At 57.2% G+C, this 26,071-nt stretch carries 18 protein-coding genes; 11 read left to right on the top strand and 7 right to left on the bottom strand.

The window, feature by feature from the left end:
• The first annotated feature begins 195 nt into the window (after nt 1–195).
• The 3 genes from EOI86_RS24640 (at nt 196) to EOI86_RS20760 (ending at nt 7,662) form a co-directional block, all read left to right on the top strand.
• Nucleotides 196–3,693 (top strand): LamG-like jellyroll fold domain-containing protein, encoded by a 3,498-nt coding sequence (locus tag EOI86_RS24640; protein ID WP_205032272.1) that lies wholly within the window; start codon nt 196–198, stop codon nt 3,691–3,693.
• Between the two features lie 365 nt (nt 3,694–4,058).
• Nucleotides 4,059–6,254 (top strand): type I secretion system permease/ATPase, encoded by a 2,196-nt coding sequence (locus EOI86_RS20765; protein ID WP_127767567.1) that lies wholly within the window; start codon nt 4,059–4,061, stop codon nt 6,252–6,254.
• Nucleotides 6,241–7,662, top strand: coding sequence for an HlyD family type I secretion periplasmic adaptor subunit (locus tag EOI86_RS20760; RefSeq protein ID WP_127767566.1), 1,422 nt, complete (start codon nt 6,241–6,243; stop codon nt 7,660–7,662). Before EOI86_RS20765 ends, EOI86_RS20760 begins: the two co-directional genes overlap by 14 nt.
• A gap of 841 nt (nt 7,663–8,503) precedes the next feature.
• Here the strand turns inward: EOI86_RS20760 and argE are convergent.
• Nucleotides 8,504–9,628 carry an acetylornithine deacetylase gene (gene argE, locus EOI86_RS20755; RefSeq protein ID WP_127767565.1) on the bottom strand — a complete coding sequence of 375 codons (1,125 nt, stop codon included), beginning with the start codon at nt 9,626–9,628 and terminating at the stop codon, nt 8,504–8,506.
• A 221-nt stretch (nt 9,629–9,849) separates the two neighbouring features.
• Between argE and EOI86_RS20750 the strand changes: the two genes are divergently transcribed.
• Nucleotides 9,850–10,725, top strand: a complete 876-nt coding sequence (locus tag EOI86_RS20750) for a GNAT family N-acetyltransferase (RefSeq protein ID WP_127767564.1) — start codon at nt 9,850–9,852, stop codon at nt 10,723–10,725.
• 86 nt (nt 10,726–10,811) lie between these two features.
• Here EOI86_RS20750 and EOI86_RS20745 read toward each other — a convergent pair whose 3' ends face one another.
• From EOI86_RS20745 to EOI86_RS20730, 4 genes are all read right to left on the bottom strand, one after another.
• A complete protein-coding gene (locus tag EOI86_RS20745) occupies nt 10,812–11,894 on the bottom strand; it encodes a tartrate dehydrogenase (protein WP_240035756.1) in 1,083 nt (360 codons plus the stop codon).
• 54 nt (nt 11,895–11,948) lie between these two features.
• Nucleotides 11,949–12,305: a cupin domain-containing protein gene (locus EOI86_RS20740; RefSeq protein ID WP_127767563.1), complete on the bottom strand. Its 357-nt coding sequence runs from the start codon at nt 12,303–12,305 to the stop codon at nt 11,949–11,951.
• Nucleotides 12,306–12,317: 12 nt separating this feature from the next.
• Nucleotides 12,318–13,241, bottom strand: a complete 924-nt coding sequence (locus tag EOI86_RS20735; protein WP_127767562.1) for a 2-hydroxyacid dehydrogenase — start codon at nt 13,239–13,241, stop codon at nt 12,318–12,320.
• 79 nt (nt 13,242–13,320) lie between these two features.
• Nucleotides 13,321–14,799: an NAD-dependent succinate-semialdehyde dehydrogenase gene (locus EOI86_RS20730; protein WP_127767561.1), complete on the bottom strand. Its 1,479-nt coding sequence runs from the start codon at nt 14,797–14,799 to the stop codon at nt 13,321–13,323.
• Nucleotides 14,800–15,276: 477 nt separating this feature from the next.
• Here EOI86_RS20730 and EOI86_RS20725 point away from each other — a divergent pair, with 477 nt between their 5' ends.
• On the top strand, nt 15,277–16,653 hold the full coding sequence (locus EOI86_RS20725; protein WP_127767560.1) for an aspartate aminotransferase family protein: 1,377 nt from the start codon (nt 15,277–15,279) through the stop codon (nt 16,651–16,653).
• 36 nt (nt 16,654–16,689) lie between these two features.
• On the opposite strand, the gene EOI86_RS20720 is transcribed toward EOI86_RS20725, so the two are convergent.
• Entirely contained in the window at nt 16,690–17,169 is a 480-nt protein-coding gene (locus EOI86_RS20720; protein WP_127767559.1) for an Lrp/AsnC family transcriptional regulator, read from the bottom strand.
• Nucleotides 17,170–17,656: 487 nt separating this feature from the next.
• Here EOI86_RS20720 and EOI86_RS20715 point away from each other — a divergent pair, with 487 nt between their 5' ends.
• The 5 genes from EOI86_RS20715 to EOI86_RS20695 all read left to right on the top strand — a co-directional run bounded on the left by EOI86_RS20715 (nt 17,657) and on the right by EOI86_RS20695 (nt 23,860).
• The gene (locus tag EOI86_RS20715) at nt 17,657–19,324 is read left to right on the top strand and encodes an ABC transporter ATP-binding protein (RefSeq protein ID WP_240035754.1); all 1,668 of its coding nucleotides are present in this window, start codon (nt 17,657–17,659) and stop codon (nt 19,322–19,324) included.
• A gap of 36 nt (nt 19,325–19,360) precedes the next feature.
• Nucleotides 19,361–21,028 (top strand): peptide ABC transporter substrate-binding protein, encoded by a 1,668-nt coding sequence (locus tag EOI86_RS20710; RefSeq protein ID WP_127767558.1) that lies wholly within the window; start codon nt 19,361–19,363, stop codon nt 21,026–21,028.
• 78 nt (nt 21,029–21,106) lie between these two features.
• Nucleotides 21,107–22,057: an ABC transporter permease gene (locus tag EOI86_RS20705; RefSeq protein WP_127767557.1), complete on the top strand. Its 951-nt coding sequence runs from the start codon at nt 21,107–21,109 to the stop codon at nt 22,055–22,057.
• A 32-nt stretch (nt 22,058–22,089) separates the two neighbouring features.
• Nucleotides 22,090–22,968 carry an ABC transporter permease gene (locus EOI86_RS20700; protein ID WP_127767556.1) on the top strand — a complete coding sequence of 293 codons (879 nt, stop codon included), beginning with the start codon at nt 22,090–22,092 and terminating at the stop codon, nt 22,966–22,968.
• A gap of 223 nt (nt 22,969–23,191) precedes the next feature.
• Nucleotides 23,192–23,860 carry a haloacid dehalogenase type II gene (locus EOI86_RS20695; protein ID WP_127767555.1) on the top strand — a complete coding sequence of 223 codons (669 nt, stop codon included), beginning with the start codon at nt 23,192–23,194 and terminating at the stop codon, nt 23,858–23,860.
• Between the two features lie 70 nt (nt 23,861–23,930).
• Here the strand turns inward: EOI86_RS20695 and EOI86_RS20690 are convergent, their stop codons facing one another.
• Nucleotides 23,931–24,878, bottom strand: coding sequence for an ornithine cyclodeaminase family protein (locus EOI86_RS20690; RefSeq protein ID WP_127767554.1), 948 nt, complete (start codon nt 24,876–24,878; stop codon nt 23,931–23,933).
• A gap of 308 nt (nt 24,879–25,186) precedes the next feature.
• Between EOI86_RS20690 and EOI86_RS20685 the strand changes: the two genes are divergently transcribed.
• On the top strand, nt 25,187–26,053 hold the full coding sequence (locus EOI86_RS20685; protein ID WP_127767553.1) for a GNAT family N-acetyltransferase: 867 nt from the start codon (nt 25,187–25,189) through the stop codon (nt 26,051–26,053).
• The last annotated feature ends 18 nt before the right edge of the window (nt 26,054–26,071 follow it).

Genomic DNA, 26,071 nt, shown 5'->3' with positions numbered 1-26,071 from the left:
GTTTGGTACGACAGTGCCGGCAATACGACAGGTGATCCTTCACAAGGGCTAAACCCGACTTTTACGGGATTGCCATCGGCGGTATATTTGGCGGGCTTTGTTCATCCAGCAAATGAAACTGTCGACTCGGGAGAAGCCACGCTTCTATCTGATGCGGCCTCATGGAACTATGCTGAACCCGAAGGGTTCATCTCGTTGGAGACGCCAACGGGTTATGAAGCGCTGGAAAGCAGTGCTGGCAATGATATTGCTGTCGGGCTCGACACAGCGGATGTCTTGTCGACAGGTGCCGGCGACGACGTTCTGATTGGCGGCATTGGGAACGATGTTCTTGACGGTGGCGAGGGTGACGATACAGCGGTCTATTCCGGTTCGGGGTCCGATTATGCGATCGCTGCGAACGGCGATGGTACGTTCGATATCGTCGATACCCGCTCTGGCGCGCCGGACGGGACGGACACGATCAGCAATATCGAACGGATACACTTCGACGCGAATGGCGATGGCGTTGTCGACGCGGGCGAGATACTTGATCTCGCTTCGGCCAGTTCCGCACCTGTCGGAACAGATGGAAAGATCGTCCTTCCTGCCGACTATGTGGGGACGGTCAGCGGGGTCATTGGGGTGACCGATGCGGATCTTGCCGATCCGGCGAACGGCGAAGTTCTGACATACAAAGTTGTAGGTGAAAGCATCACCGACAATCAGGATGGCAGCTTCACCTTGGCGTCAGGGTCGGTCATTACGATCGATGCAGCAACGGGCACCTATGAATATGTGCCGTTCTCCGCGCAGTTGGGTGGAGAACTGCCGCGAACTCATTTTTGGCACAACGACAGCTTTACGATCCGCGCGACCGATGCCAGCGGCATCAGTGCGGATAGCGTGGTGACTGTAGACGTGTCGTCGGCATCTGTCGTTCCTGAGACGTATAACTTGTTTGATGTCAACGATCCGAACGCGTCGAACTACAGCATCGACAACAGTGGGGCGACGCCTACGGTCGATGCATCCGGTTCCGGTTATCAGACGATCCGTACGACCACGTCCATTCTTGACGGCGGAAAGGTTTACTTCGAGTACACGCCTGAGACCGTTTCCGTTGGTCCTGGCGGACGACAAATTATCGGTTTTGCGTCGGCCGCGCTGAGCACGGACTCGAACTCTTGGAACAATCTGACGTCTGGTTATGCCTTCGGGATTTACAAGGGTGAAACGCTCTACGGCCGCGATGATAGCCAGGGATCGTTTTTCGAGAATTCTGCCATACCCGGATTGTCGATTGGGACGACCTCCGTCGGTATGATCGCAATGGAGCGCGACGGTGACACGGTAAAACTTTGGTTCGGGCAGAACGGTGTCTGGTCCGGTGCAGCGGCCGGCGAAGATCCCTCGACATTGGCGCCAACGCGAACGCTGACTGTACCGTCCAATGTACCGCTCTTTGCGGCAGCGAATATCCAAGGGTCGTATGCCGACTCGACAGCATTTAACTTCGGTGCGGATGGGTTCGCGAACGCAATACCGTCGGACTTCAGTCCTATTGGTACAGGAGCGGTGGTGAAGGACCACACCCTGACAGGTTCAGCCGGCAACGACCTTCTTATGGGCGTCGATACGGTTGATGTGATCGATGGGGATGCCGGTGACGACGTTCTGATCGGCGGTAGTGGCGATGACATTCTGGATGGCGGCGACGGAGACGATACGGCTGTCTTCAGTGGAGAAAGAACGGACTTTGCTATCGTTTCGAATGGCGACGGAAGCTACCGAGTTATCGAGGTCGATGAGCGGTCCACCGCACCCGACGGCACGGATATAATTCGCAATATTGAGAACATTCATTTCGATGCGAATTCCGACGGGATTGTTGATACGGATGAGCGTGTTTCGTTCAACCCGGCCAATTCGGCTCCCTTGGCTGCGGACGGGCGTATCGTCCTGAATGATTTGGTGAACGGCTCTCCTTTGGCAGGGTTTCTGTCCGGTTCCGATCTGGAAGGCGACATTGTCTTCAGGTTGGTGGGGGCGGATGAGAACGGTGAACTCGAACTCGGAAACGACATCGTTGTTACGCTGACGGATACTTCGACTGGGGCATATGAAATCAGCCATACCGCCGGCGGGGCGGTTGCGCCAGGCACGGAAGTGAGTTTCGACTACGTCATCACAGAGGCTGATTTCTGGTCTGACATCGATGATATTGGTGATGAGATCAGCGAGGGTGTCGACGGAGAAACCGCGGCCGATATTGCCACAGCTGCAACCGCTGTTTCGGATGCGCTTATTTCCCGCCAATTCAATATAGAGAGCTATGTAAGATCAACCCTCTCATCGATTGTGTCGGATACGCTCGCTGAGCAGGCGGCAAGGATCGCCGCCCTGAGAGAATTGGAGGGGCGGCATACCTCGCTCTCCGCACAGGCGACCGTCGAAGTTTCCATTGGTGGTACTGCGGAAGCGGTGGTTTCTGGCGACGCGGGGAATGATGTCCTTGAGTTGGGTCCTGGTGCTGATACGGCTTTATCGTATGTGAGTTTTGACGCTTTGTCCGACAAGCTTTCGTTCGTGCCCGCCTCGCCCGAGACGGATCGGACGCAATGGACGTTCAGCGCGTGGCTGCGGGGTGAGACAAGCACGACGACATACCGCGCGTTGTTTTCCGCGAATAACGGCAGTTACAACGAGTTCGTTGAACTGAGCGATACGAACCAACTTCGCTTGAGTGTCGGTAACAACATTCTGACGAGCACCGAAACGGTTCCGCTGGATCTGACGGTGTGGTCGAACTTGGTCGTGTCGGTGGACGGTGGGACGGTCCGTGCGTGGTTGGACGGTGAAGAGCTGACCTTGACGGGAACCACGCCGACCGCCGTGAACGGGGCGATTGGCAGCAACACGACGCATTATGTCGGTCATTATTTCAACAATAATTTGGGTTACGATGCGGACATAGCAGAGGTCCATTTTGTCAGCGATCAATCCCTCGACCATACGGCATTCCGAGGCGCGGAGGGTGGTGTTCTACCGTATTCAGGCGGTCATGGCAGCGCGGGTTTCCATCTTGATTTTGCGGATCCGTTGAACCCTGGTGCTGATGCGTCCGGTTCCAACGACCTGACATCGGTAAATCTCACGCACAGCACAGATGGCGGTCCCATATTTGCGCCGATGACGATCGAAGCGGGCGCTGGGGACGACGTTCTGATCGGTGGCAGCGGGAACGATGTTCTTGACGGAGGGGCCGGTGATGACACTCTCGCAGGCGGAACTGGAAATGACGTGTTGGATGGCGGCAGCGGGGCAGACGACATACTGTTTAACCGCGGTGACGGTGTCGACACTGTCGACACCGACTCGAACGCCGCAGGGGATAACGATCGCATTCTGTTCGGGGCTGACGTCGCCGAAGATCAGCTTTGGTTCAGCCAATCCGGTGACGACTTGTTGATCGAAGTTCTTGGCGATGGCGGTAGCATCACGATTGACGACTGGTACGTCGATGCGGCGCATCAGGTCGACGAGATTCAGGCCGGCGGTAGTTCCATGGTCGCCTCGCAGGTTAACCAATTGGTGTCCGCGATGGCATCGTGGGAGTCCCAGCCCGGAAACGATCATGACAGCCTGACGGATGTGCCGGATACGGACAGTGGCTTGCAAACGGCGATGAGTGCAGCGTGGTCAACAATTTAGCGGGGAGGGCAGCCGAGGCATAGGTTCGGAACGCCTTGTTGATGGTCCGAGCAATAAACAGGTGCCTGGGCTTCCCGTCTCCTTGGCGGCGCGACCCGGTTGACGTTGAAGAGTTGACAGGCAATGCCGAAAACAGCCCGGCCTTCAACAATTTTTCAGCGATATAGGGTTGTAAGCTTCTCCCCCAGACGGCATCACAGGGTGTAGACGGATTTCTCGGTGAGGAACTCCGTCGGTCTGGGGTGGGGGATCCTCGGAATTCTGATTTGCCCAGTGGAAACCGTCCCTAACCCTTTAAAATTAGCTGAATTTAGCGGGGCAGTGGGCGCGCGTCTGTTGGTGAGATGGGGGCAACGGTCTTGGCAATGCCTGATACGGCAAATGAGCCTGAAACAGGCACTGAAAGCGTAGAGCCTGTAGCAATCGAATCAGACGACATCGATAGCGGGATCTTTGGTCTGGTTTTGTTGCTGCGTTTCTTCGGAATGCCTGGGGATCCGGAACAAATCAGACATCAATTCGGCCGACCAGGGGAACAGGCGACGGCGGAAGACCTTCTCAGGGCGGCAAAACGCTTGGGATTAAAGGCCCGGTTGGTTTCGTCTGATTTTGCAAGGCTTTCAAAGACGCCACTGCCGGCTTTGGCAGAGACAAAAGACGGCGGTTTCGTGGTTCTTGGCTCTGTGAAAGACGGCAAGGTTCTGATCCAGGATCCGGCAATCGGTCGTCCTGAATCGCTTGATGAGGGGGCGTTCGAGGGGCGCTGGTCCGGAAGACTGCTGCTTTTGTCGAAACGTACGAAAGTTCTTGGGAAGGGTGGCAGCTTTGATGTTACGTGGTTCATCCCGCCGGTACTGAAATACAAAAAACTATTCGCGGAAGTGCTTATCGCTTCGTTTTTCCTACAGCTCTTCGCTTTGGTTACCCCTCTCTTTTTTCAAGTCGTAGTCGATAAAGTTCTGGTTCATCGAGGTCTTACAACGCTTGATGTCTTGGTCTTTGGGCTGATCGTCGTTTCGGCTTTTGAGGTGATCCTCGGCGCTTTGCGCACCTTTGTATTCGCACATACGACGAACCGAATTGATGTCGAACTCGGCGCGAAGCTGTTCAACCATCTTCTGTCTTTGCCGATGTCCTATTTTCAGTCCCGGCGCGTTGGGGAAAGCGTGGCCAGGGTCCGTGAGTTGGAAAATATTCGGAACTTCTTGACCGGATCGGCTCTGACCCTGGTTATCGACATCGCATTTACCTTCGTTTTCTTTATCGTAATGTGGCAGTTCAGCCCGATCCTAACCCTCATTGTTTTGGCTTCCGTTCCGTTCTACGTCGGCTTGGCGGTAATCGTGACGCCAATTCTGCGCGCTCGGTTGGAAGAGAAATTTCAGAGAGGCGCCGAGAACCAGGCTTTCCTGGTTGAATCCGTTACGGGCGTGGAAACGCTGAAGGCGATGGCTGTTGAGCCGCAGTCGCAAAGGCGTTGGGAAGACCAACTCGCAGGCTATGTCCGATCATCGTTTCGCGCGGCCAATCTCGGGAACATTGCCGGGCAGGCCACCCAGGCCGTAAGCAAAATTACCATGGCCCTGACACTGTATGTGGGTGCGAAGGCAGTGCTTAACGGCGACCTGACGGTGGGACAGTTGGTTGCCTTCAACATGTTGTCCGGGCGTGTTTCGGGACCGATCCTCCGTTTGGCTCAGCTATGGAACGATTTTCAACAAGCGCGGATATCATTGAAGCGGTTGGGCGATATTCTCAATGCACCGACCGAGCCCGCCTATAATGCCAATCGATCCACGCTTCAGAGGATTGAGGGAGCGGTAGACTTCGACAGCGTAACCTTCCGGTATCGCCCGGATGGCAAAGAAGTACTCCGCAGGGTTTCTCTGCATGTCCCTGCCGGGCAGATAGTCGGCATTGTCGGGCCGTCGGGGTCCGGCAAAAGTACCTTGGCGAAACTCGTGCAGCGCATGTATGTCCCGGAATCGGGCCGTGTCTTGATCGACGGTATAGATCTTTCGATGGTCGATACGGCGTGGCTGCGCCATCAGGTCGGCGTCGTTCTGCAAGAGAACCTGCTCTTCAATCGCTCTATCCGCGACAACATCGCCTTGTCTGACCCGGGGATGGCGATGGAAAGGGTCGTGGAAGCTGCGAAAATGGCGGGCGCGCACGATTTTATCCTCGAGTTGTCTGAAGGATACGATACTGAAGTCGAAGAACGTGGGCATAATCTTTCGGGTGGGCAACGGCAGCGAATAGCCATCGCCCGCGCCTTGGTCACAAACCCTCGAATCTTGATCTTCGATGAAGCGACAAGTGCGCTCGACTATGAATCGGAGCGTATCATCCAGGAAAACATGCGGATAATCTGCAAGGGGCGGACGGTTCTAATAATTGCTCACCGGCTTTCCACGGTCCGAACAGCTGACCGGATCATAACGATTGAAGCCGGTGAGATCGTGGAGGACGGAACGCACGAGGAATTGCTGAGTTCAGGGGGTCGATACTCCAAGCTGTACCACCTTCAATCCGGGGAGGCGGCCGATGCCGCCGAATGATGCCAGCAGTGCGAGCACGATAGAGACGGGTTCCCAAAAGGAAACGCAGGTCGATCGTTCTAAGAAAGCCGGCAACCGGTCTGGTTGGGCGGCGAACGAGCGCGAGTTTCTGCCTGCGGCCTTGGAGGTCATGGAAACGCCGGCGTCACCCGCGGCGCGTTGGACTGCGATTGCCCTCGCTGCGTTTTTCTCCATTGCGATAACTTGGTCGATTGTTGGTACGATCGACGTCGTTGCGGTTGCTCAAGGGCGCATCGTGCCGGCGGGTGGAGTGAAACAGATCCAGCCTCTGGAAATCGGCGTTGTCCGTGCCATCCATGTGAAAGACGGTCAGCGTGTCACAAAGGGTGACATATTGATCGAAATTGACCCCACGGAAAGCGAAGTCGACCGTGGACAATTGACCCAGGAATTGATGACCAGCACAACCGAGCTTGCGCGGTTGCACGCGATGGTGCGCCGGCTTGATGGGCAGGTCGATGCCATGTTGACCGCGCCAAGGGGAGCCGACCCTGTCTTGGTCCGCTTGCACGAGCAAAGGCTGGAAACAGACTTTGCGGCGCATGAGGCGCAAATCGCGTCTATGAATGCGGAACTCTCACGCAGAATCGCCGAACGTGAGTCCACCAAAGCGGAAATCCAGAAGCTGAAGGAAACGCTGCCTTTGATTGAGGAGAGGGAGCAAAGCCTTGCGACCTTGGTCAAAAAGGGAATTAGCCCCAAGCCAAATTGGTTGGAAGTGAAGACTCTGCTTATTCAAACTCGGCAGGACATCGTCATTCAACGCCACAAAATGCTGGAAGCCGAGGCGGGAATGGAGGCCGCGGTAAAGGAGCAGAATCGTGTTAACGCCGAAGCCAAGAAGTTGGCGCTGGAGGAAACACTCGAAGCGCGGCGAAAGTTTGACCAAGCCAGCCTAGCGCTTCGCAAAGCGTCGGTGAAAGAGGAGTTGCGGACGTTGCGGGCCCCGGTCAGCGGCGTTGTCCAACAGCTGCAGCTTCACACGGTTGGCGGTGTCGTCCAGCCCGCACAGGCGGTGATGGTATTGGTGCCGGACGATGCACCTTTGGAAATTTCTGCGATGGTGCTGAACAAGGACAAGGGGTTTGTTCGACCCGGTCAGGAAGCGGAGATAAAGATAGAGAGTTTTCCTTTCACCAAATACGGTACGATCCCGGGAAGGGTTCGCCACCTGTCAGGCGACGCGATCCAGGATGAGGATCAAGGACTTGTCTATGAAACGCGTGTCGACATGCTTGCGACAAGCATTCGCGCCGATGGCGAGGAGGTTCCGTTAACTCCTGGCATGAACGTGACGGTCGAGGTGAAGACAGGCGACCGCAAGATTATCGAGTACCTAATTTCACCTCTGTTGCGCTACAAGGACGAAGCCCTGCGAGAACGGTGATGTTGGATTGGGCAGAAGGTAGGGTGCGTCGGTAATTTGCCCTGGTTCTCTTTGCTGCCGGCCCCAGTACGCAGCCCACATGTCTGCGGTGGGAGCAGATGTTTGTTCGAGACCATAGACTTGCTTCGTTGTGGAGCTGAGACGGTTGTCGTAGTAAACTGTTCTCAACTCAGACGTTCTTCGTCGAGCTATATCCTCTATGCTTTGTAAGACTTTTTTGGCGCGCCCGGATTCGAACCTGTGGCCCCCAGATTTGGAATTGTGGGCGTATTCAACGAATTTAACGGCGTTTTACATAGTTTCACCTTCGTTTGTCTGTTTCTAATCCATTGCAACACAACAAAGCATGAAACCAACCGTAAAACTCTTGAGTCGTAAATCAGGTTTTTAGGGGCCTGACGCTATGCTGTCTGCCTCAGGGGAATAATTTCGGAAAATCGTCCAGCCGGATGGCCCAAAAAAGGCAGAGTAGACCAAACCGATCACAGGACTCCGTGCAAAGTTGGCGGCCTTGTCTGTAGAGTCTTGTTGTCTTTGAACGTCGCCATCGCTTCCTCCCTTTTTGGAAAGGGCTGATGTGAGTTTTCGGCTCAATCGTTGAGCCTCCTGCCAGTGACTCTTGCCAAAGGTTTGGGGCTCGGCATTGCCGAGAATCCTCAATGCCGCTCGAAATAATGGGAGTCGATCTGGAACAAGTTCTAAGGGGATGCCATAGCGTTTTATTGTTCGTTTCAAGAAACGGAACACAGCCTTTCAATCCTTGTACCGGAAAGCATCATTCCATGGTGGCCAAGTGGATGATGCGCGGAGACTCAAAACGGATCAATCAATCCGTCTCTTCCTAGGCTGCCAGTCGACGGGCCAGTTCTTCGATCATCCTTTGGCAGTCGGCGAGTTCGGCGATTTCGACATACTCATTTGGCCGGTGTGCGCGGTCGATTTCGCCGGGACCACATATGACCGCGTCAATGCCGGCCGCTTGAAAGAGGCCGGCCTCGGTGCCGTAACTCACGGCAGCGCGTACCTCTTTGCCGGTTAGGTCCGCCAGCAGCGCGGCTAAGTCGCTTTCTTTCGCGAGGGAAAGTCCCGGATAGGTGCTCATTTCCTGCCAGTCCACATCGAACCCGCGCTCGCGCAGTGCCAGTGCGCACGCTTTGACCGGCTCAAGAAGCTCCGTCGGCGACAAGCCGGGGACCGCGCGCAACTCTATTTCGGCATGGCATCGGTCTGGAATGATATTCACTGCCTGCCCGCCTGCAATGGTGCCTATCTGCAATGTAGAATAGGATGGCTCGAAATCGGCGTCGCCTGGGGTTTCAGCGAGCGCTAAATCATATGCCACCGCGCCTGTTACGATCTCAGCCATGGCGTGGATGGCATTGCGTCCCAGGTCGGGCCTTGAGGAATGGCCCGGGCATCCGATCACTTCGATCCGCGCAGCGGCCTTCCCCTTGTGTGCGCGAACGGCCTGCATACCGCTTGGTTCGCCGATGATCGCACCGCGTGGTTGTTCGCAGAGTTTTGGCAATTCGGCGATAAGATGCGGCACACCGCGGGCACCCGCTTCCTCATCGTAAGAAAGGGCCAGGTGGATTGGGTGCTTGAGCCCCATCGATGAGAGGCGCGGCAAGGCTGCCAGGGCGCAGGCTATGAAGCCCTTCATGTCAGAGGTGCCGCGCCCATAGAGCCGTTCTCCCTCCCGCCGCATGGTGAAGGGATCGCTGTTCCATTCCGGTTCATTCGCCGGCACGACATCCATATGACCTGACAAAATATAGCCGTGACCGTCGCGTGGACCGATTGTGACGAAGAGATTGGCACGGTCGCCTTCGGGGCCGATATGGACGCTCGTTTCCGCCCCATGGGCCTTGCAGTAAGTGTGAATCCACTCGACGATCTCACCATTCGGCGTGCCAACTACCGATTGAAAGCCAACCAAATTTGCGAGAATGTCTTCGACAGTCATTGGGACCACCCGGATTGTTCTGTTACCAGTCGCCGTCAGAATAGCGGCGATACGGGAGGTTTCTTTGCGGAAAGGAGCAAAAGTTTAGCAGAAGATTCCGAAGGCCGGTGTAAATGCGGCCAATACTGCTGGCGGGTGCCGGCACAATAAAACAGGCGGTGCTGGATTTTTGCGGCGGTAATTGCGGAGCTGGTATCGTCAAGTGGGAGAGAAATGTATAAATGGCAAGATCTGTACGTGTGAAGTCCTTTGAACTGGTTGCGCAGGACATCGCGGACGTCGACGTGAACCTCTTGCATGCACTGTCGATTGGCGTTGGTTGGCCCCATCGACCTGCGGACTGGGAGATTCTGCGGCGAGTCGGAAAAGGCATTGTCGCCGTCGACGGTATCGGCCGCGTATTTGGAAGCGCGATGTGGTACCCATATGGACCGGACTTTGCGGTTATCGGTCTGGTGATTACAACACCACGCGCCCAGGCCCAAGGCACGGGCCGCTGGCTGATGGAACAGGTTCTGGCGAACTGCAAAGGTCGCGACTTGAGCCTCAATGCGACCAAAGCGGCATTTCCATTGTACGTCTCGCTGGGTTTCAAGCGGGAAGCAACGGTCAATTTGCTCCAGGGACGTATCGCCGATTTTCCGGAAACGGCCGCGCCGGAAGGTACCATCGGCACGCTATCGGTCGAAAAGGCCGCTGAGATTTTGCCGCTGGATTTCCAAGCTTTCGGCGCCGATCGAGGGAAAATGCTGACCGTCTTGTCCGAGCAGGCATCTCTCTGCGCGATGTGGCGCGACGGCGAAATGGTCGGCTACGCCATGTGCCGAGAATTTGGGCGCGGTCGCGTGATCGGCCCCATTGTCGCGCGGAATGACACGGATGCGATCGCCCTCACATCCTGGCATTTAAGGAAACTGCGCGGACAATTCGTCCGTATCGACACGCGGGAGGACGACGGACCGTTTGCCAAGTTCTTGGATCAGTTCAGTCTGACGCAAGGGGAGGCCGTGAGCACGATGTCCAAGGGACGCAAGTTCTTGAATCGACGAGAATCGGCGCCTTGGATCTACGGATTGGCCGGCCATGCGCTGGGCTGAGATGAGCGCAAGCTATGCTTTCCGCATGTTCAAGATCTAGGCGGCGAACGCACAACTAGACCGGGGAAATGGTTTCCGCGTGCCGGTCAGCCCACCGCCGACAACACTGCCTGCGTGATCGTTTCGGTACGATCCTTACCGGGAATCGTACCCACGCCCTGTCCGGTTGCGGTCTCGATCCCCTGCATGACTGTGCGTGCCGCCTGCTCCTCGCCCAGATGTTCGAGCATCATCGCCCCGGACCAGATCGCTGCAATCGGGTTGGCCGTGCCCAGATGGGCGATATCGGGCGCGGAGCCATGGACCGGCTCGAACATGGACGGCACACTGTGATCGGGGTTGATGTTGGCCGAAGCGGCATATCCCAGGCCGCCCTGTATCGCTGCGCCGAGGTCGGTGAGTATGTCGCCGAACAGGTTCGAGGCGACAACGACATCGAGGCTTTCCGGCGCAATGACCATGCGGGCCGCGATTGCGTCGACATGGTAATGTGAAACTTCTACGTCGTCATAGTCCTTCGCCACCTCTTGCGTGACCTCATCCCAAAACACCATGGAATGTTTCTGGGCATTGGACTTGGTGACTGAGGCGAGTTTCTTTTTTCGCGTTCGCGCCTGCTCGAAGCCGAACCGAAGGATGCGTTCGACACCGGTCCGGGTGAAGATTGCGGTTTCGGTTGCGACTTCGTTTGCGGTGCCCGAATGGATTCGCCCCCCGGCACCGGAGTACTCGCCTTCGGTGTTCTCGCGGATGCAAAGTATGTCGAAGCCGTCCGAACGGAGCGGTCCCTGAACCCCCGGCAAGAGTCTGTGTGGGCGAATGTTGGCATATTGGGCAAAGCGCTTACGGATTGGCAGCAAAAGCCCATGCAGGGAGACCGAGTCGGGCACGTCGACCGGCCAACCGACGGCACCGAGCAGGATAGCGTCATACCCCGACAGTATCTCTATCCCGTCGGCGGGCATCATTTCCCCCGTCTCTTTGTAATATTCGCAGGACCAAGGAAACTCCGTACCTTCCAGTAGAAAACCGCCCGCATCGGCTGCCTTTTTCAGAACCTGCCAGGCCGCATCGGTCACGTCCCTGCCGATCCCGTCGCCGGGGATCAACGCAATCTTATAGCTCTTCACAAGGCTCTCCTTGGGTTGGTCATGCCTGGGTTTGGTCATGCCCAGGGGGAGTCATCCCTGGGGTTAGTCATGCTTGGGGTCGACGGGACGGGCTCAGTCCTTCACAACGACATAGATCTTACGCACCGTTTCGATGGAACGCCAGACGCCGACAAATCCCGGCTTCATCACGAAGTTGTCTCCAGCGCGGTAGGTCTTTGTTTCGCCGCCTTGCTCTTCGATTTCCACGACGCCCGACAGGATGTGGCAGAACTCGAAAGTCGTCCCCTTGATCGAATGCGTCACACCAGGGGTCGCCTCCCAGACGCCGGTCTGGACCTTTTCGTCTTTCGAGGCGTCCTGCGCCCAAGTTTTGAAAGAGGGATCGCCGGAAATCAGCCGCTCCGGCAGGGGCAGAGACTCCTTCGGCGTGGAGGCAGGGGTCGTATCGATTGAGAGTAGAAGAGACATTTTTATTTCCTTTTAGTAGCCAATGTTTCGATCGATGAGGCCGATCATTTTTTCACCGGCGCGGTGGCGTCGGATATTTTCAACAACGGACCGTGCCGCCGTATGCGGTTGGGTCACAGATGCGATATGCGGGGTGATCATCACCTTAGGATGAGACCACAGCGGATGGTTCTCCGGCAGCGGCTCGGGGTCGGTGACGTCCAGCATTGCCGCAGCCAACCGGTCGTTGTCCAGCGCCTCGATCAAGGCCATTTGGTCGAGCTGTGGTCCACGACCGACGTGCAATAGCCGCGCCCCGGCGGGAAGCTGGGCGAAAAGCGTATTGTCCAGCATCCCACGCGTCTGCTCGGTCAACGGCAGCAGGCAGACAAGAATGTCCGTCCGGTTCAGAAAACCGGCAAGTTGGTCCGCCCCATGAAAACAGTCGACATCTTCGATCTGTTTTCTGCTGCGACTCCATCCGGCGAGAGGAAATTGAAACGGTTTCAAGCGCTCAATTGCTGCTTGGGCCAACACGCCAAGACCGAGAAAGCCGATCCGGCACTCATGGGCCTGCCGGGAGGCAAGAGCCTTCCAGTCGTGACGCCTCTGCTGCTCGAGATAGGCTGGGATTTCCCTGAAAAGCGCCAACACACCAAGGGCTACGTATTCCTGCATCATGCGGATGATGCCGTCCTCAACCATGCGCACTAGGTTCACATGGGGAGGCACGATATCCGCATTGAACTGATCGACACCTGCGCCGATAGAAAACAGCACCTCCAGGTTACGGTACCGCGAGATGTCCTCCGGCACCGTCCATGTGATGAGGTAGCGGACCTTCTCGGCGTCAACATCGTCACCCGGCTGGTAAAACTCCAGGTCCGGAAACTCGCGCGTGAGGATCTCTTGGAAGATTGCGCCGCGCGCCGCATCGGAATTAAACAGAAATGCCATGGAATCCACCCCTAAGGTCAGGCAAAAGGTCGCGTGTTGGCGTCTGCGTTCGACGCTGCGATATCCGGTAAGTGCCGCACTATCCGGACAGTCCGCCGACATGGAAGGCCTTGGTTTCGAGATATTCCTCGATCCCAAGAGACGATCCTTCTCGGCCCAGGCCGGATTGTTTGACGCCGCCGAATGGCGCGACTTCGGTGGAAATCAAACCAGTGTTGAGTCCAACCATCCCGAATTCCAGCGCCTCCGCAACACGCCAGGACCGCTTGAGGTTCTCGGTGTAGAAATAGGCGGCAAGTCCATAGGGCGTGCTATTGGCGATCGTCAGCGCCTCGTCCTCGGTCTCGAAACGGAAGAGCGGTGCGACCGGCCCAAAGGTTTCTTCCGAGGCCAGCATCATATCGGTTTTCGCCTCCGCCAGCACCATGGGGTGTGCGTATTGGCGACCTTCCGGCATAGACTCCGCCTGCCCGACGATCCGCGCGCCCTTTGCCTGCGCATCCGCGACATGTCTGTCGATTTTGGAGATTGCGGCTTCGTTAATCATCGGACCGATATCGGTGCCCTCGTCGATGCCCGGGCCCACCTTCAACTGCGCCACACGCTGGCTCAACCTTTCGGCAAAAGCATCGTAGATGCCAGCCTGAACCAGGATACGGTTGGCGCAAACACAGGTCTGGCCGCCATTGCGATATTTCGACGCGAGAACGCCTTCGATTGCTTTCTCCATGTCGGCGTCGTCGAATACGATAAAGGGTGCGTTACCGCCCAGTTCCAGGCTCAGCCGCTTGATGCTGTCGGATGCCCCGCGCATCAAGAGCGCGCCGACCCGGGTCGAACCGGTGAAAGAGATCTTGCGTACGGTTTCGTTCGCCATCAACTCGTCGCCAATCTCGGTCGGCATGCCGGTGATTATGTTGATCACACCGGCGGGGATGCCGGCGCGTTCCGCCAGAACGCCAAGCGCCAGGGCCGAGAAGGGAGTGAACTCAGACGGTTTAATCACAACGGTACAGCCGGCCGCCAGCGCCGGAGCAACTTTGCGGGTAATCATCGCATTGGGAAAGTTCCAGGGTGTGATGATGGCGCAGACACCGACGGCTTCCTTCAAAACTAGAATGCGGCGGTCGGCTGCCGGCGACGGGACGGTCGCTCCCCCGATCCGGCGCGCTTCTTCGGCGAACCATTTGACGAACGATGCGCCATAGCGGATCTCGCCGCGCGACTCCACCAGCGGCTTACCCTGTTCGAGGGTGAGGAGCAGTGCCAAATCCTCCAGGTTAACAATTATTAGGTCATGCCAGCGTTCCAGTATTTCAGCACGCTCGGCATTCGTGCGGGCCTTCCAGCTCTTGAATGCCGTCTGGGCCGCCTCAATCGCGGCACGGGTTTCGGACCCGCCCATATCGGGAACGGTTCCTATTATTGATTGGTTGGCCGGGTCGATGACGCCGATGGTATTGCCGCTAGCGGCGTCCTGCCAAACGCCTCCGATCAGTGCCTGCTGACGCAGCAGTCCGGCATCGTTGAGGCCTCCGATTGTCGTGATGGCGTCCATTGGGTCGTTCCTCCGCATTGGGTGCGTCTTCGGTGCAGACGTGACCGATCTGGTTCAAGCGAGGCCGGCTTAGGAATCGATGCGGGCTCCCTGCTCGATCTTGGAGCACCCCAGTTGCGCGGCAACGCGTCATCGGCAAGATAGCCGTCAGTTGAGAGAGTTCCCTGCGGAATGGGGCTGAAGTTTGGCAGAAGATTCGAAAGATCTTCTCAAATGCAGCAATTTCTGCCGGTACCCAGGCGTCATTGTCTTTCTGAAGGCGCCACATAAGGGTTGCGACGATGATCGTATTTGCCACGGGAATCTCATCGTCGCTCCGCTCAGTAATGTGAGCGTGCTCATGGCTATATCTGTTCCCGTGACGTCCTTTGTTTTGGTCGCGCAGGACAAATTCCAGGTTGATGTGGACCAGCTGCATGCGTCGTGAACCGATGCGGGCTGGCTGCCCGGCCCGGCCGCAGGATGAAGGAGCTTGAAATGCGTGCCAATTCACTTGTCGAACTCGACCGCGCCCATCTGGTGCACCCGCTGGCATCTTATCGGGGGCACGAAGCGGCCGGCGTCCGGGTCCTCTCATCCGCCAAGGGCGCGACAGTCACCGATGCTGAAGGGCGGGAATTACTGGACGGATTCGCGGGCCTTTGGTGTGTCAACGCCGGGTACGCCCAACAGAGTTTGATCGACGCGGCGACTAAGCAGTTGTCCCAACTGGCCTATGCAACCGGCTATTTCGGTTTGGGTTCGGAACCTGCCATTCGTCTTGCGGCGCGGCTTGCCGAACATGCACCGGGGGATCTGAACCACGTCTATTTCACCCTCGGCGGATCGGATGCGGTCGACAGCACGATCCGGTTCATCCGCTATTACCATCATGCCATCGGAAAACCGGAAAAGGACCAGTTTATCTCTGTCGAAAGTGGATACCACGGGTCCTCGACATCCGGGGCGGGGCTGACGGCGCTACCGGTCTTTCATACCGGCTTCGGTGTACCGCATGACTGGCAGCACAAGATTCCATCACACTACGCTTATCGCAATCCGGTCGGCAGCGACGGCGAGACAATTATTGCGGCCTCGGTTGCCAGCCTGCGTGCCAAGATTGCCGAGTTGGGCGCCGAACGCGTTGCCGCCTTCTATGCTGAACCGATTCAGGGATCGGGCGGGGTTCTCGTGCCGCCTGCGGGGTGGATGAAGGCGATGCATGCGGTCTGTAAGGAGCATGACATCCTGTTCGTCGCCGATGAGGTTATCACAGGCTTTGGCCGAACAGGGCCGCTTTTCGCCAGTGCCGAGGACGGAATCGTGCCGGACTTCATCACCGCCGCCAAGGGCATGACCTCGGGCTATGTGCCGATGGGCGCGGTCTTCTTGTCGGACCGCATCTACGACACCATCGCCGATGGGGCCGGCGACGCCCCTATCGGTCACGGCCAGACATACTCCGGCCATCCGGTAAGCGCAGCGGTAGGGCTTGCCTGCCTGGATCTCTATGAAAATGGCCTGTTGGACAACGGCCGCATGGCCGGTAACAGGTTATTGGAAGGTTTGTATTCACTGGCCGATCACCCCTTGGTGGGGGATGTACGCGGTCGCGGTATGCTGGCTGCGATCGAACTGGTCACCGACAAGGAGCGGAAGACTCCACTACCGGCCGAAGCGGATGCCGGACGCCGCATCTTCGACCGTGCGTGGGCGAATGGATTGATCATCCGCGCCTTCAACCAGGGCATTCTGGGCTATGCGCCGCCGCTGTGCTGCACTGAAGAAGAGATTGATACGATCATCGACCGTACCCGGATGACACTTGATCAGACGCTTGAAGACAAGGACGTGCGGGGCGCGTTGAAAGATTGATCAATTCCCGGCGCCCGCCGCCGGCGGGCGTCGGTGTCAATCGACTTCGGCAATCGAATCCAAGGGATGATGCGTCTTCACGATCGGTGATTTCAGGATGACGAAACTGAAATATTTGTCGATTCCGATCTCCATCTCGATGAGATGTTCCATGATTGCTTGGTACTCGGTGATTCCCGAGGTCATGAACTTTACAAGATAATCGTAACCTCCCGACACAAGGTGGCATTCGATCACAGAGTCGATCTTCTCGACGGCTGAAAGAAACCGCGCAAAGTCGATTTGCCGGTGGTTCCGCAGTGTGATTTCGGTGAAGACCGTCAGGCTTTGGCCTAGCTTGGCTATATCGATCTGCGCCGAATAACCCGTGATATATCCTTCGGCCTGAAGTTTCTTGACGCGCATCAGGCAGGGGCTTGGCGATAAATACACCAATTCTGCCAATTCGACATTGGTGATCCGACCGTTTTTCTGCAGTTCTGACAGAATTCTGATGTCGATCTTGTCAAGCTTCATGTCCGTTGCCCAGTCATTGCCCAAACCATGAATACACCTGCCGTCCCTATCCGTCACCGAGTTCGTCACGGAGTGGGCGTCGAATTCCACCGGATTTGTCTCGATACTGCATTCCCACACTCTGCCGACCTGTGTTCAAAAAATGCATCCGGCAAATGTATTCAGAAAAAGAAATCCGGAAACCGAAATTGAGCCGAAACGTCGGGTCTTTGCAAATGGGTCATGCCCAAAGCCATCCCACCGGGACAGTGATTGGCATGGATGCGATAGCCGGCGTCCGTATCACATTCTTGTCGGAACGACAGGTCGATCCGCCAAGACAGCCGATTGAAGCAGAAACAGAATAAAATGCCTTTCCGGTCAGAGACAGCAGATGATCGTGCCGGGCAGGCAGAAGATTTGAACGACTCTACTGTCAATAGCAGGCCAACATTGACGAGACGCGGCGCGATCCCGGTTTTCCGAACCAGCGCAACAACTAGGAGGCATGATGACCGCAAAGATCCAGACGGTAGACAAGCCCGATGTGGCGCTTTCGGTACGCGGGTTAACAGTGAAGCTTCCGAAGGGCATGGAACGCGCGCATGCGGTCGAGAATATCTCGTTCGATCTCCACCGTGGTCAAATTCTGTGTGTGATCGGCGAGTCTGGTTCCGGCAAATCGGTGACGGCTAATACGATCATGGGGATTCTGCCTAAGGCAATTGATATCACCGGCGGATCGATCCAGTTGGAAGGGCGCGAGATCGTCGGCATGGGCCCCGAAGCGCTGCGCAGTTTGCGTGGTCGGGTGGTGTCGATGATCTTTCAGGACCCGCTCTCCGCACTCAATCCCTTAATGACCGTTGGTGCGCAGATCGACGAGGCAATGCAGGCCCATGGCGTCGGCACCTCCACATCGCGTCGCGAGAGAGGCATCGAACTGCTGACCGAGGTGGGCTTGCCGGATCCGGAATTGATGTATCATCAATACCCGTTCCGTTTGTCGGGAGGGCAACGCCAGCGGGTGATGATCGCCATGGCGTTGGCGCTGGAACCCACGATTCTGATTGCCGACGAACCGACTACCGCGCTCGATGTGACCACCCAAGCGCAGATCCTTGAACTCATCCGCGAGATTCAGCGTCGTAAAGGCATGAGCGTGTTGTTCATCACCCATGATTTCGGTGTCGTGGCCGAGATCGCCGACGAAGTCGTGGTGATGGAAAAGGGCCATGTTGTCGAGCAGGGCAGCGCCAGTGCGGTTCTGACCGAGCCAACGCATCCTTACACACAACGGCTAATCGCTGCTGTTCCTCATCTGACTGGGGTAGATCGGGTAGCGTTGCAGACAGAAAATACCGATCCAATCCTCAAGGTCGAGGGACTGGTAAAGACCTATCACAGTGGAAGCAGGATTTTCGGAACCCACCGGGTCGTTCCCGCGGTGAGGAATGTTTCCTTGGAACTTGCGCCGGGGCAGACGCTTGGGGTCGTGGGCGAAAGCGGTTCGGGCAAGTCGTCGCTGGGACGTCTGTTGGTCAAGCTAATGGACGCCGACGGTGGAAAAATTCTGTTCGACGGCACTGATATTGCGCCTTTGCATGAGGCGAAATTTCGGCCGCTGCGCCAGAAGGTCCAGATGATTTTCCAGGACCCCTTCGCCTCGCTCAACCCGCGAATGACGATAGGACGAATACTGACCGTCGGGCCGGTGGCCCACGGAATGGCTGTCGCCAAAGCGCGCGATGAGGCACGCGCGCTTCTCGACCATGTTGGGCTCGACTCGAGGGCGTTCGACCGCTACCCGCACGAGTTTTCCGGTGGCCAACGGCAACGCATCGGCATTGCCCGGGCGCTTATGTTCAAACCCAAACTGCTGATAGCGGACGAAGCGGTCTCGGCACTGGACGTATCGATCCAGGCGCAGATTCTGCAGCTACTGGACCGGATCCAGCGCGAGACGGGGGTGTCGATGATTTTCATTACCCATGATCTGCGCGTCGCCAGCCAAATCTGTGACCGTATCGCGGTGATGCAGAAAGGGCAGGTCGTGGAGCAAGGACCGCCAAGCCAAATCTTCTTAGATCCCCAATCCGCCTACACACGTGAACTGGTCGCCGCCATTCCCGGGGAACAACCCGCAAGCAGTGGTCCAGTGGCCGTTGATTTTTAAGTCCAGGTTCTGAACTCAACCAAGGGAGAATATAAAATGACTAGTCAAAACAATTCCAAGACCGGCTTTTCGCGGCGCTCTGCGCTGCGGATGATGGCCGCGGGCGGTGCCGCGGGCCTGATTGCGCCCAATCTGTTGGGCAAACCAGCTTTTGCCAGCACTCCGCCTGCAACGCCGACCGGCCGAATTGTCGTCGGTCTGTCGCAGGAACCGACTGTGTTCAACCCGCTGATGCCGCATATCGAGGTGGATGACGCGTTCGATTTCTCTGTGTTCGACGCGCTGTTCCGCATCAATGCCGATGGCGTCATCATACCGAACCTCGCCACCGAGGTACCGAGTCAGGCCAATGGAGGCATCTCTGCGGACGGACTGAATTGGCGCATTCGGTTGCGCGATGACGTGACCTGGCACGATGGCACACCCTTCACAGCTGAAGATGTGAAGTACACCCTCCAGCTGATCGTCAACCCCGATTTCCGCGCCTGGCGCACCACAGGTCACTCGTTGGTTCGTGACATTACTGTGGTCTCGCCGACTGAAATCACTTGGCGCATGGAAGAAGCCTTCGCACCTTATTTGTCCTTCCTGACAGAAACTTTCATGGTGCCCAAGCACATTCTGGAAAAAGAAGCCGACCCCAACCAAGCCGCGTTCAATCAGGCGCCGATCGGGACAGGAGCGTTTAAATGGGGACAGCGTCTTGCCGGTGATCGGCTCGAACTTGTGGCCAACCCGGACTATTTCGGCGAAGGCCCCTATATCGAACAACTCATCTTCAAGTACATCCCGGACATGACGGTGCTCTACGCCCAGTTCAAGAGCGGTGATGTCGACCTTGTCGGGCAGGCCTATATCTCGCCTGACCATTACCAAGAAGCCAAGAACCTGCCTGATCGGGTCGTGACAGCGGAGCCCAAGGGATCCGTCGAATCGATCTACCTGAACCAGGAACTGCCCCAGCTCCAAGATCGGGCCGTGCGTGAGGCGCTTTATCTCGCGATGGACCGGACGGCGATTATCGACGCTCTGTACTACGGTGTACCCAGTCCAACCGAAACCTTCATGCCGCCGCAATCCTATTACTTCAATCCGAATCTGCCGAAGCAAGAGTTCAACCTCGATCGCGCTCGCAAGATTCTGGACGAGGCTGGCTGGGTGCCGGGCGCCGATGGTATCCGGGAAAAAGACGGGGTCCGCCTGTCCTTCTCGAACTCGACGACTGTCGGTAATCACCTGCGTGAGCAGACCCAGCAGTTTCTCCAGCAGACTTTCGGCGAGATTGGTGTCGAGATGACGATTGCAAACCTGCCCCCGGCCGTAATGTGGGGTGAGTATTGGGGACTATCGCAGTTCGAATCGGCCATGGTCGGTATCACCTATCTTGTCGGCGGCGATCCCGATGTGACCTATCGGTTCCACACCGACGCAATCGCGGCCAAGGGCGGCAACGGGTCGAACAATGCCCAGTATTCCAACCCTGAGGTAGATGCCCTGCTTGTGGAAGGTAGCCGGACCTTTGATCCTGAAAAGCGTCGGGAAATCTACTTCAAGGTGCAGGAAATCATCCGGCATGACCTGCCATTCTTGCCGATGTTCGCCTATACGAACGTCTACGGCCGTAAGGCAGGCATCGAGGGCTTCGAAGTCAATACCAACACGCGGACGGAATCCTGGCACGCCGCTGCTTGGTACTGGGCCTGACCGAGAATTCACCGCCCGGGGCTGAATGCTCCGGGCGGTGAACGCTGTATTGTACGACCTGTTCCGGAAGGAGGATAAATGCCCGCATTCTTGCTCAAACGCTTCATGCAGAGCATCGTGCTGCTTGTGATCGTCTCGATCATTGGATTTGTGGTGCTCAACCTCATTCCGGGCGGGCCCTTGGCTCAATATGCGCTCGATCCGGGTATGACCGAAGCAGACAAGGCACGGCTGGCCGAGCAACTTGGACTTAACCGCCCCATTTTGGTGCAGTATTTCGACTGGGCTTGGCGGCTTTTGCAGGGTGACTGGGGAACATCGTTCCGCGACGGCAATTCCGTTCTATCCGTGATCGGCCGGCATGTCCTGGCCACCTTCCTGTTGATGGGGTCTTCTACCGCCATCGCGATCGGGATCGGCACCTGGATTGGTATCCGCGGAGCCACCCATCGCTATTCGATTTTCGATTATGCCGCGACCGTTGGGGCAATGGTCGCTTTGTCTATCCCGACCTTCTGGTTCGGCCTGATCGGCATCTACGTCTTCGCGCTGAGATTGGGCTGGTTGCCGGCGGGCAACATGTACACGATCGGTGACGGCTCGGTGCTAGACTATCTGCATCACTTGATTATGCCGTCGGTCGTGCTTGCGCTGGTTCATATCGCGATCTGGAGCCGCTACATGCGCACCGCGACGCTGGACGCGATCAGCCAGGAATTTGTGAAGACTGCGCGGGCCAAGGGCGTGACCGAGCGGCGCGTGTTGATGAAGCACGTCGTCGGCTGCGCGTTGCTGCCAATGATCACTTTGGCCGGGGTGCAGCTTCCTTCACTCCTGACGGGTGCGCTCGTGACGGAAACCGTCTTCACCTGGCCGGGAATGGGACGACTGTTCCTCGATAGTCTCGGTTACAGCGACTACCCGGTCGTGATGGGCCTTTTGATGTTCTCCGCCATCCTCACCATCGTCGGCAATCTCATTGCCGATATCGCAGTCGCGCTGATCGATCCGCGCATTCGTCTGGCCTGATGCCGGAACAAAAAGTACAGAAGGCTATCGACATGACCGCCCTTTCCGCATCCCAATCCCCCACTCATTGGTGGCAAAGCCGCGTAGTGAAACGATTCTTGAGCCATCGTTTGGCACTGCTTGGGCTGTTGATGATCGGCCTGCTGACGCTTGCCTGCGTGGTCGGCCCCTATCTACTGCCCTACGACTCTCTCTTTATCGACCTGCGGGCCCGGTTTGCCGCGCCCTTTACAGGCGATCACTATCTGGGCACCGACCCATTGGGGCGTGACCTTGCCGTGCGCCTCCTGATGGCCGGACGAATCTCGCTTCTAGTTGGGTTCTTCGCCATGGTGCTTTCGATTCTTGTCGGCATGCTTGTTGGCGTCGTGGGGGGCTATCGGGGCGGATGGGTCAATACCGTTTTGATGCGCACGGTTGACGGTTTTCTGTCCTTTCCAACCATCTTCCTGCTTCTGGCGCTTGCAGCGGCGCTGCAACCTAGTCCGGTGATGATCACCGTCATCATTGCGGTGACCAGTTGGATGGAAGTCGCCCGAATCGTTGAGGCCGAGGTCCGGTCGTTGAAGGAACGTGAGTTCGTGCTGGCGGGGCGTATGCTGGGCTTGAGTGGGGCACATATCATGTTCCGCGAAATCTTGCCCAATGTCATGGGGCCGATCATTGTTGCCGCGACGCTTACGGTTGCCCGTGCGATCCTGCTCGAGGCATACATCAGTTTCCTCGGTTTCGGCATTCAGCCGCCTCTACCCAGTTGGGGGAATATGTTGAACGGTGCCCAGCAATACCTGGATAGCGCGCCCTGGCTGGCGATCATTCCCGGCGTCGCGATTACCATTGCCGTGTCGAGCTTCAACTTCATTGGCGACGGACTGCGTGATGCGTTCGACGTTCGCAACGATAGTTTCTAAAGCGGTCGATCTGGCCAACCATTCCCGACTGGCTGACTCGGCGGCGCCTTTGCGGTGGGCTTTCGTGCTCGACGCGCTCCTGCCACGGCAACCTAAGAAATGTCGTGCTGTGTGATCGGCAGTTCGGAGCGCGGTCTGCTGATAGACCATTCATTACAGCAAATTCTGCTAAACGGTTGCGCATATGCTCAGCCCAATCAATAGCTTAATAGGAAACACTGACATGGAACGCTTCCGGCCGAAATATGTAACCTTTGATTGCCATGGAACATTGATCAATTTTCAAATGGCAGAAGCCGCCCGGGATTTGTACGGCCATCTTTTGGATGAGCCGCGCATGAACGAATTCATCAAGAATTTCCAGGGATATCGGTTTGACGAGGTGATGCAGGACTGGAAGCCTTATGCGGATGTCGTTCACAACGCGCTGGAGCGCACGTGCCGCCGCAACAACATCGCCTTTGATGCCGAAAACGCGGAAACGATCTACAACCGCATTCCAACCTGGGGACCGCATGCCGACGTTCCCGCTGGTCTGGCTAAGCTCGCACAGGAAATTCCGTTGGTTACCATCACCAATTCGATGAAGGCGCAAATTCCCTCAAACGTCGCCAAACTCGGCGCCCCGTTTCATGCTGTCTATACGGCTGAAGAGGCGGGAGCCTACAAGCCCCATTTCAAAGCATTCGAGTATATGTTCGACATGCTGGGATGCGGGCCGGAGGACATTACTCACGTGTCCTCGTCCTTCCGACACGATCTGATCTCTGCCTATGACCTGGGGATTAAAAGCAAGGTCTGGGTCAACCGTGGCCATGAGCCGGAAAACCCTTACTACGAATATACTGAAATTCGCGATATTTCGCAGCTTCCCGGCGTGTTCGGGATTTGAGGGTGAGGGGCTTTTGAATCGTCTGCGCCCGGAATTCCGGTAGCGATTGAAGCAGGCCAGGGCGGCGGGGCTAGCCTTTCGCGTCCCGCCGCGCCTTTGCCTGGATAAGCGCGTCCGCCATATAGAGATCCTGCAGTGAAATCCCGGAACTGTCGAAGACGGTGATTTCTTCATCAGTGCGGCGGCCCGGTGCGCGTTTTTCGATAACATCGCCAATTGGCGTTACCTTCAGCGTGCCGGCTTCAATCAGCTCTCTCGAATGCTGGAAGTCGCCGATCTGAGTGGATTGCGACGGCAGGTCGCAGAACAATCTAGCCTTCGGCAACAAGTCGCTTGGCAGTTCATGCTTACCCGGCGCGTCCGACCCCATGCTGACCAAATGGGTTCCCGGTCCAACCCAAGCGGCGTCGAAGAGTGGCTCGCGTGACGGGGTTGCCGTTACCACGATGTCGGCTGCGCGGACGGCGTCCTCGGCCGGCACGGCACGCGCGATTTGGCCCATTCCATTGATCAGGTCGACGAATGCTTCGCGGCCCGTCGAAGGGCGGGCTACGACCAACACGGTGTCGATCGGGCGGATACGCGCCAGCGCGGCCACTTCATAGCGCGCCTGATTGCCGGCGCCGAATATAGCTAAAGTTCTGGCCTGCTTGGGGGCGAGGAGGTCGGCGGCGACCGCATCCGCTGCGGCGGTCCTGAAGGCATTGACCTGTCCGGCCTCGATCACCGCGCGCAGCCGACCCGTCTCCTGATCAAGCAGCATGATGGTCGAGTTATGACGGGGCAGGCCACGGGCTGGATTGCCGGACCAGAACGAGCCCACCTTTACACCGGTAAGATTGTTCGACCAGCCGGATTTAATTGAAAAAGTGTTCGTCGGCACGATTGACCGTCCAAGGACCGCGGGAAAGACTCCGCAGTGTTCGGAGGCTGCAGCGGCCAGCGCTTGCTGCACCGCCTCGTAGGCAAGGTCATGTGTGACCAGGTCCGCAGATTCCTCTTCGCTGATGTAGATCATGGTTTCATCCTTCTGCATCCTATGTCCGACGCTCTTTTTCACGTGTTCGATGTTTCCCGCAGGTGGGGTCCAGCGTTGCGACAGGTCTTGGCAATTACTTTCGAACCGGTAGCCGGTCATGGCGGCCGGTGTTTCGAGGCGGGGTTAATTTTTTACCCAAATAGCGCAATTTTTTATGCCGAGAGAAAGAACAGAACGAATGATCCTGCCGAGTTCGACGGGCAAAACAGCATCGAACGTGGCCCGCCGGACGCCATTCTTGCAGCCAAACAAGATGTGACCACGGATCAGCGAAAGGCACCTCGGCAATGGGAAGAAAAACTGAGCAAGAGGCAAATGGCTCTGAACCGAACGTGACAGCGTTGGAGGCGCGGCACCTGCCCGGCGCCCTGGCACTGTCGCAGGAAATGGGTTGGCCTTACCGGCTCGAGGATTGGGAATTTGCCTCCGCGATGGGGCATGGCTTGGTGCTGGAACGGGGGGCCGAAGTTATCGGCACGGCCATGTGGTGGACGTATGGGCAAACCCATGCCTGCGCCGGGATGATCATTGTCACGGCCGCCGAACAGGGTCGTGGCTACGGCGCATTGTTGCTCGATAGCCTGCTGCAGGCGACGGAGGGACGAGATGTCTTGCTCAGTGCTACCGAAGAAGGACTGGCGCTATATGAGCGGCGCGGGTTCATGAAGGTAGGACCCATTGTGCAGCACCAGGGTCTGTTTGAAACGGCCGTTCCTTCGGACAGCAGTGACGGAATTCGGTCGGCGATGCCGGCGGACCTTCCTCTTATCCATACCTTCGACCGCCAAGCTACCGGCTTAGACCGGGTGCCGCTGGTGAACGCGTTGGCCCGGGAGGGGCGCCTTACGCTGATGGAACGCGCTGGGCGCATCGTTGGTTACGTCATTACCCGCAGGTTTGGGCGGGGCTATGTGGTGGGGCCGGTTGCTGCCGAGTGTGGTGATGATGCCAAGCGCCTGATTCTAAGCCAGCTCTCGACGCTCCATGGGAAATTTGTGCGCATTGATGTCCATGCGAGGCATGGCCTGAGTGATTGGCTGGAAAGCCTGGGCCTGACGCGTGTCAGCCCGGTGACAGCCATGGTCAAGGGACGGCAGCCGGTCCCGGAGGGACCCGCGAGCATGTTCGCTTTGGCGAGCCAGTCGTTTGGCTAGGGATAAGGATTATCGGCA

This window comes from Hwanghaeella grinnelliae, from assembly GCF_004005845.1.
In the GTDB taxonomy this organism is placed as follows: domain Bacteria; phylum Pseudomonadota; class Alphaproteobacteria; order UBA8366; family Aestuariispiraceae; genus Hwanghaeella; species Hwanghaeella grinnelliae.
This window is presented reverse-complemented; position numbering and strand designations above follow the sequence as displayed.